This is a genomic window from Syntrophorhabdaceae bacterium, from assembly GCA_035541755.1.
In the GTDB taxonomy this organism is placed as follows: Bacteria; Desulfobacterota; Syntrophorhabdia; order Syntrophorhabdales; family Syntrophorhabdaceae; genus PNOF01.
Window position 1 is genome coordinate 22,938 of the sequence record DATKMQ010000158.1, and the last position, 7,671, is coordinate 30,608.

7 protein-coding genes are annotated in these 7,671 nt (G+C 53.3%); 4 read left to right on the forward strand and 3 right to left on the reverse strand.

Going from position 1 to position 7,671, the window contains the following annotated elements:
- Positions 1–383: 383 nt before the first annotated feature.
- From VMT62_15325 to VMT62_15335, 3 genes are all read right to left on the reverse strand, one after another.
- On the reverse strand, positions 384–725 hold the full coding sequence (locus VMT62_15325) for a P-II family nitrogen regulator (protein ID HVN97800.1): 342 nt from the start codon (positions 723–725) through the stop codon (positions 384–386).
- 11 nt (positions 726–736) lie between these two features.
- Positions 737–2,260 carry an ammonium transporter gene (locus tag VMT62_15330; protein ID HVN97801.1) on the reverse strand — a complete coding sequence of 508 codons (1,524 nt, stop codon included), beginning with the start codon at positions 2,258–2,260 and terminating at the stop codon, positions 737–739.
- A gap of 461 nt (positions 2,261–2,721) precedes the next feature.
- Positions 2,722–3,477: an enoyl-CoA hydratase/isomerase family protein gene (locus VMT62_15335; GenBank protein HVN97802.1), complete on the reverse strand. Its 756-nt coding sequence runs from the start codon at positions 3,475–3,477 to the stop codon at positions 2,722–2,724.
- A 372-nt stretch (positions 3,478–3,849) separates the two neighbouring features.
- Between VMT62_15335 and VMT62_15340 the strand changes: the two genes are divergently transcribed.
- The 4 genes from VMT62_15340 to VMT62_15355 form a co-directional block, all read left to right on the forward strand.
- Positions 3,850–4,602 carry a 3-oxoacyl-ACP reductase family protein gene (locus tag VMT62_15340; GenBank protein HVN97803.1) on the forward strand — a complete coding sequence of 251 codons (753 nt, stop codon included), beginning with the start codon at positions 3,850–3,852 and terminating at the stop codon, positions 4,600–4,602.
- Positions 4,603–4,653: 51 nt separating this feature from the next.
- The gene (gene had / locus VMT62_15345) at positions 4,654–5,763 is read left to right on the forward strand and encodes a 6-hydroxycyclohex-1-ene-1-carbonyl-CoA dehydrogenase (protein HVN97804.1); all 1,110 of its coding nucleotides are present in this window, start codon (positions 4,654–4,656) and stop codon (positions 5,761–5,763) included.
- A gap of 30 nt (positions 5,764–5,793) precedes the next feature.
- Positions 5,794–6,942, forward strand: coding sequence for a 6-oxocyclohex-1-ene-1-carbonyl-CoA hydratase (oah, locus tag VMT62_15350; GenBank protein ID HVN97805.1), 1,149 nt, complete (start codon positions 5,794–5,796; stop codon positions 6,940–6,942).
- 179 nt (positions 6,943–7,121) lie between these two features.
- Positions 7,122–7,671 (forward strand): enoyl-CoA hydratase/isomerase family protein (locus VMT62_15355; GenBank protein ID HVN97806.1); only part of this gene is annotated, 550 nt, incomplete at its 3' end.

The window sequence follows — 7,671 nt, forward strand, 5'->3', positions numbered from 1 at the left end:
TAGAGTTAAGCGCCCTCGCCTATCCGTGGCGAAGCGCCGCCAGCCCCTTCTGCCCGCAATCTGACGAGGCCTGCGCCGAAGCTTAAGCGTAGTCCGCAGTGAAATGGCAGAAGATTATACGGTTCCCGACTCCCTCGTGCCGGAGCCGTACAGACAGCCATTCAGTCTCATTCTCATCGACTGATTTTGAACGGCGTTGTTGATGGTCCTCGAGGTCGGTGAGGACGTATTGATAGCACGACTGTGTGCAGTTTCACTATACTATTTCTGTAATCGATTTTACAAGTAGTATTTGGGTGGGCTTCATTGCGACCCGCGTACCGGACTCCCCGGTAAGCGGGTCCTTGTCTTCATCACACAAGGCTATTTACCGCGCGCTCAATTTATCCGATAGCCACCCCTCCCCGTTCCTCCGTACGGATACGGATGCATTCGGCGAGGTCGAGAACGAATATTTTGCCGTCACCGGTCTCTCCCGTTTGGGCCCCTTTTATAATAGCCTGGATAGTCGGCTCCGCGAAATCTTCATTCACGGCGATTTCAAGCCGCACCTTCCGAAGAAGGTTTCCCATCTCCTTTACGCCGCGGTAGACCTCCGTAATACCCATCTGTCTGCCGTGTCCCAGGACCTCGTTCACCGTAATCAGGTTCACGTCAGCCTTGTAGAGTTCTTGTTTCACCGCCTCCAGCCTGTCCGGCTTGATGATTGCGATAATGAGCTTCATCCCGCGCCTCCTTATTCCATAATCGTGTATGCATTTTCATGATGCTGCGTCAAATCGAGCCCCATAATCTCGTCCTTCTCCTGCACGCGCACCTTTACTACGAGGTTGACAACCCTATAGATAATGTAACTGGCGAGAAAGCTGTAGGCAACAGTGACGCCGACTGCCACGGCCTGAATGAAGAACTGTTTGGGATTACCGAAGAAAAGCCCGTCGCCGCCTGCGGGGTTTACCGCCCTGGAGGCAAAAAGGCCCGTGGCAAGCGCGCCCCAGATACCACCCACGCAATGGACTCCGAACACGTCGAGGGCATCGTCATAGCCGAATTTCGGCTTAAGGAGCGCCACGGCCATATAGCAAAAGATGCTCACGAGCATGCCGATAATGATTGCCGAGAGGGCGCTCACGAAACCCGCCGCCGGGGTAATGGCCACAAGTCCAGCAACGGCCCCTGTGGCGGTCCCGAGCATGGTCGGCTTGTCGTTGAAAATCCAGTCAATGAGGGTCCATGTCAACCCTGCAGCGGCAGCGGCGGTGTTCGTAACTACAAAGGCGTTGACGGCAAGACCGTTAGCTCCGAGAGAACTGCCGGCGTTGAAACCGAACCACCCGAACCAGAGGAGCGCCGTGCCCAGTATGGTAAAGGGCAGATTGTGGGGAAGAATGGCCTTATTCGTGGCGCCTTTTCTCTTTCCCATGAAGATGGCGGTCATGAGCGCCGCGATACCGGCGTTGATATGAACAACGGTGCCTCCCGCAAAGTCAAGGGCACCCAGGTCTTTCAACCATCCCCCCACACCCCAGACCCAGTGACAGACCGGATCATAGACGAAGGTGGCCCATAAGACCATAAAAATGATGAACGCAGAGAATTTCATCCTTTCGGCAAAAGCCCCGATGATAAGCGCCGGCGTGATCACAGCAAACATCATCTGAAAGGCCATGAAGAGCTGGTGGGGGATGGTCGCGGCGTAGTCCTGATATGGGGTAAAACCCACCCCTGTGAGACCTGCCCATGAGAGCCCGCCCCAGAACCCCTTGCCCGGTGCAAAGGAGAGGCTGTAGCCGAAAAGGACCCATTGAATGCTCACGATGCAGAGTATGGTGAAGCACTGCATAAGAATACCGAGCACATTTTTGCGTCCCACCATGCCCCCATAGAAGAACGCAAGACCCGGCGTCATGAGGAGAACGAGAGCGGTGGCTACAAGGACCCAGGCCGTATCGCCGGTGTCAATTACCGGGACTCGCGTCGCCCCCTCCGGCAGCGAAGCTGTCGGAGCCTTCCCCTCTCGCGCGGCAGGCGCGCTATCAGAACCTACCGGGACTCGCGTCGCCCCCTCCGGCAGCGAAGCTCCACCCGCAAGCGGGTACCCGGCCTTCCCCTCTCGCGCGGCGAGCGCGCCACCGGCACTCGACGCCTGAGAGACCTGAGCTGATGACGAAGTCGCCTCCTTAGCCTGTTGCGCATAAACCACGCCCGCTGCGGCCATGACAAAACCGATCAGGATCAAACACGTGAGAAACTTTTTCATACCTGCACCTCCTGAAAAATATAAAAAGCGCCACATAACCGACAACCATGAGCGGGGTCTTGCAATGTGCCCCTCTACAGACAGGGTTCGCCGAGCCTTGGCTCTCACCCGCTGCGCATGCCATTATCGCTTATTGACGCCTTCGTCTATAAACCCTAGGAAACAAAAAAGGTGTCTCAAACCCCTCACCGGTTAAAGACGCCTTCGTCTGAAAGCCTTGAAAATGAAATGGCGTCCCGATGTCCAGAACGCCATTGTTGTTACACGTCAACGTGTGACATAAATATACACCTCTGTTTCATAAAAGTCAAGATGTAGCACACCCGGTGATTCCTTGGCAACCCTCTATAAGGGCTCTTGCCCCGGTGTCGAGCCCAACCTTGCAACGAAGCCTGGTCCCGGCCGCTGTCTCATTGATTCGTCAGCCCCACCTTATCAAGCCTCAACGGCATCCACAGGGGCTATTTCTTCTTCAGGAAGCTCTCCAGCCTCTGTTTGAACAGAGGCTGACCGGCAAGTTCGGCAACATAAAACCTTTCTTTGTCAAGGTGAGATTCGAGCCCCGGGAAGAGCGCGTGGTTCACCAAGTCTTTGAAATACCGTATGGTCTCCATGGGAAGGACCTTGAGGCCCTCTATCGTTCTCTTAAGCTCGTCCTCGAGATCGGCTTGTTCGCAGATCGTGTTGATAAGACCCAGTTCTTTGGCTTCTTGCGCACTCACATTTCGGGAGAAGAGATAGAGTTCGTTAAACCTCTTGGCTCCCACCAGTTTCGGCAAAAAGATGCTCCCTCCGCCATCAGGCGTGAGTCCAATCCTTCGATACCCCATATTTATGATCACATTCTTGGCGGCAATCGACAGGTCGCAGGCCAGTGCAAGACCCACGCCCGCCCCCACGGCGACCCCTTCGATAAGCGCGATGACTATCGCGCCCATGTTCCGGATCGTCTTTATGCTCTCGTTGAGCACGCCCGCCTCCGCATCGATGAGCGCTTGTGCATCCTCAGCAGTATGAAACGCCACGATATCCCCTCCCGAACAGAATGCCCCCGCCGAGCCGCGAATGACCACGAAGGGCGCCTTTTCCCTGTCAGCCTTTTTCAGGGCGTCGTAGAGTCCTTTGAGCAGATCATAATCCATGGCATTCTTTTTTTCGGGCCGGTTGAGCACAATCGTGTATACGCCATCCTCGTATGATTCCAATACAGAAGTCATGCTTATGCCTCCTTAATGATCTTATCAGAGATAATCCTGTGTCCGGAATCCCATTAAAGCGCAGGACCTGTTCTCAATGATGAATGATCTGAGAGGAATTTTCAAGAGAAAAACAGTCTCCGCTCGCACCGGAATATCCCGATAGCCGACCATAGGCAATCCGGCTCGTAAGATGGTCACCGGAATGAACAAAAAAGAGAGGAAAATAAGGGTTCGGGATATGACAAAACTCTCCCCCGCCAGGCACAAAAAAAGTCCCTAATATCGGCGCTTTTTGTCTTGACATATGGTTGCTTTGAAATATAATATTGTAACGCTAATAAAATCTTTCACAAGATAGATTCTTAAGAATATAAAAAAGGAGAGGTTGTCATGAAGTTAGAGGGAAAAAATGCAGTCGTAACTGGCGGCGGAAGGGGTGTGGGCAGGTCAATTTCTCTGGCATTCGCGCAGGAAGGTGCTAATGTGGTGGTGAATTACGCCGGCAACCAGAAGGCCGCCGACGAAGTGGTCGCTATGATTCAGGCCTTAGGAAGGAAGGCGGTGGCTGTAAAGGGCGACGTAGGTCAGGAAGCAGATGCTCAGAAGATCATCGAGACGTGCGTCGAGAGTTTCGGCTCCATACACATCCTGGTGAACAACGCGGGGATATCAAAGCCAGGCATGATGCATAAGATGAGCGTTGAGACCTGGGACGAGGTGGTAAACGTTCAGATGAGAGGCCCGTGGCTCTGTGCAAAAGCGGCATCAAAGTATTTTATGCAGCAGAATTACGGCAGGATCATTAACGTTACATCCGTTGCCGGCGTTGTGGGGACCATCGGCCAGATCAACTACAGCGCGGCAAAAGGCGGCGTCATTTCCATGACCAAATCCATGGCCAGGGAACTTGCGAAATACAACGTCACGGCCAATGTGATTTCCCTCGGTATCGTGACCACGGAGATGACCCACACGATCTCCACCGATGAAAAACTCAAAGAGATATATACAAAGAGGATTCTCCTCGGCAAATATGCTGAACCTGAAGATGTTTCTCCGGCCTTCGTATTTTTTGCTTCAGACGATGCCCGGTACATCACAGGCCAGCTTCTGCCTGTAGACGGTGGTTATGGAATGACGTAGACAACAAGGGAGGTGATCGTTTTTTTGTTAAATATCTAAGGAGGTGTTGTAATGGGCGATGTACCAAAAACAATTAAGCAGTGGCAAATGGTTCAGCCGACAGTCTTTAACAGGGAAACCAAGGAGACCACACCCGGGAAGCTTGAGATGGTAGAGATACCGGTCCCTGAGTTGAAAGAAGGTGAGGTACTGGTAGAAGTCGCCGGTTGCGGCGTATGCCATACAGACCTTGGCTACTTCTATGATGGCGTGCCTACAGTGAGCAAGCCGCCGTTGGCCCTTGGTCACGAAATCGCGGGCACGGTCGTTGCGGGCGATCCTGCCTGGATTGGCAAGGAAGTCATTATCCCCGCAGTTATGCCTTGCAGGAAATGCATCCTCTGCAAAACAGGCAGGGGCAACAGATGCCTCGCGCAGAAGATGCCGGGCAACAGCATCGGTGTATACGGCGGGTTTGCAAGCCACATCCCCGTGCCTACGATCGACCTGTGTGTGGTAGCCGATAAGAAAGGATACGCGCTTGAACAACTGGCAGTTGTCGCCGACGCGGTGACGACCCCTTACCAGGCGGCCAAGCGAGCCGATTTGCAGCCCGGTGATAATGTCATCATTATTGGCGCCACGGGCGGCGTGGGTGTCTATATGGCGCAGACCGTTAAGGCGCTCGGTGCAAAGAGCGTTATCGGCATCGCCAGGAATCCCGACAAACTGAAAAGAGCGCTCGAGTACGGGTGCGATCACGTAATCAGCACGCTCGACAAGGTCAACAAGGACATCGTCGGGGAGTGGAGAACCTTCTGCAAATCCAAAGGTCTTGACAATACGGGCTGGAAGATTTTTGAAGTCACCGGCGCCAAAGCGGGCCAGGATCTTGCCCTTGATCTTCTTTCCTTTGTGGGAAAACTGATCCTCGTGGGCTTCGGAATGGCAAAAAGCGAATATATGTTCTCGAAGCTGATGGCCTTTGATGCAGAGGTTATCGGAACATGGGGCTGCTTGCCCGAGTATTATCCGATCGTCCTCGACATGGTGCTCTCCAAAAAGATCCTTATCGATCCTTTCGTCGAGGTGAGACCCATGAGCACGATCGCGGCGACCTTCGATGAGATCCATAAGGCCGGGTCTCCCGCCAAGAGAGTTTCCTTAAAACCAGACTTTTAAGCAACAATAAAATTTTACGAGGAGGAACATATGGGATTAGAGTGGATGCCAAGAGAACATGGATTAAAGGATCACAGCAGACACGGGACCAACCACTGGGGTACCGACGCACCGTGCACGGTCTATGAAAAGAGACCGCTGAAAGACCCCAAGGGCAACGTGGTTCCCGGGCTCTATACGGCCTGGATCAGGCTCAACAACCCTGCCCAGTACAACTCCTACACCACCGAAATGGTGAAGGGCGTTATCGCCGGTTTTGAGAATTCTTCCACAGACCGCGAAGTTGTGGCCACGATCTTTACCGGAACCGGCCCCAACGCTTTCTGCACAGGCGGCAACACCAAGGAATATTCAGAATACTACAGTATGCGTCCTGAAGAATATGGCGCATACATGGAACTGTTCAACAACATGGTCGACAGCATTCTCATGTGCAAGAAGCCGGTCATCTCCCGGGTAAACGGTATGAGAGTAGCCGGCGGTCAGGAAATAGGCCTTGCCTGTGATATCGCCATTTCATCCGACCTCGCTATTTTCGGTCAGGCCGGTCCGCGCCATGGCTCGGCGCCGGTAGGCGGCTCGTCAGACTTTCTGCCGTGGTTCCTCACCGCGGAAGATGCAATGTGGAACTGTGTGAGCTGCGAAATGTGGTCAGCATACAAGATGAAGGCCAAGAACCTCATCTCCAAAGCCATCCCTGTATTGAAAGACGACAAGGGTAACTGGGTCCGCAACCCGCAGGTCATCACCGATACCTTCGTGAAGGACGGCGAGATCGTATACGGCGAAAACAAGACGGGCGACGAGGCCAAACAGGCCAGGGCGTGGGTAAACGAGAAACTGAAGAACAACGACTATGATTTCTCACTCCTTGACGCTGAAGTCGATAGAATCGTCTGGATATTCGCAAACCTGTTCCCGGGCTGCTTGATGAAATCCATTGACGGGATCAGACAGAAGAAGAAATCCTTCTGGGATGCCATGAAGAACGATCACCGGTACTGGCTGGCAACAAACATGATGGGCGAGGCATTCCTCGGATTCGGCGCCTTCAACACAAAGAAGATCACCGGACTCGACACCATCGACTTCATCAAGAACCGCCAGCTCATCGCGCAGGGCGTTCTCAACAACGAGGCCTATATGGAGCAGGTCCTCGGAAAACCGCAGGGCAAGTAAAAACGGCACAAACCAAAAGGGGGGAGTTATCCCCCCTTTTTTTATCACCAAAAAGCGCAGGTATGATGTATAGTAGATGATGGGTAGGAATAGGAAGAGTAATAGACTTATGCGGGCAGGCTTTCATCCACACCCGTATACGGTGAAGGTATTCACCGAACACGTGAAGGGAGGATTATATGGCATTCAATCACATCACCTTTGAAAAGAAAGGAAAACTTGCAACGATCACCTTGAATACTCCGCCGTCGAACTGGCTTACCATAGTGATGATGAAGGAGATCAATCAGGTCCTCGCGGAGCTGAAGAAAGATCCGTCTATCCAGGTTCTGGTCTTCGATCACGCCGGCGAAAAGGCCTTCTGTGACGGCGTAGATGTGGCCGACCATACGGAGGACAAAGTAGATGAGATGATCGAGGTCTTTCATGGGATGTTCCGGTTGATGGCAACCATGGACATAACGACTGTGGCCGTGGTAAACGGCAGGTCGCTCGGAGGCGGTTGTGAGCTCATGGCCTTCTGCGACATCGTCATCGCCTCTGAAAAGTCACGCATCGGCCAGCCGGAAATTGCGGTGGGCGTTTTTCCGCCGGTGGCGGCCGCGTGGTTTCCCAAGATCATCGGCCTCAAGAAAACCATGGAACTCCTCCTTACCGGGAAGACATTGACGGCAAAGGAAGCGGAAGCCATCGGGCTCGTCAATGTGGTATTGCCCCCTGAAAATTTCA

Coding starts and splice junctions, on each gene's coding strand:
- VMT62_15330 (HVN97801.1), bottom strand. CDS start 2,260: ATGAAAAAGTTTCTCACGTGTTTGATCCTGATCGGTTTTGTCATGGCC.
- VMT62_15325 (HVN97800.1), bottom strand. CDS start 725: ATGAAGCTCATTATCGCAATCATCAAGCCGGACAGGCTGGAGGCGGTG.
- had (HVN97804.1), top strand. CDS start 4,654: ATGGGCGATGTACCAAAAACAATTAAGCAGTGGCAAATGGTTCAGCCG.
- oah (HVN97805.1), top strand. CDS start 5,794: ATGGGATTAGAGTGGATGCCAAGAGAACATGGATTAAAGGATCACAGC.
- VMT62_15335 (HVN97802.1), bottom strand. CDS start 3,477: ATGACTTCTGTATTGGAATCATACGAGGATGGCGTATACACGATTGTG.
- VMT62_15340 (HVN97803.1), top strand. CDS start 3,850: ATGAAGTTAGAGGGAAAAAATGCAGTCGTAACTGGCGGCGGAAGGGGT.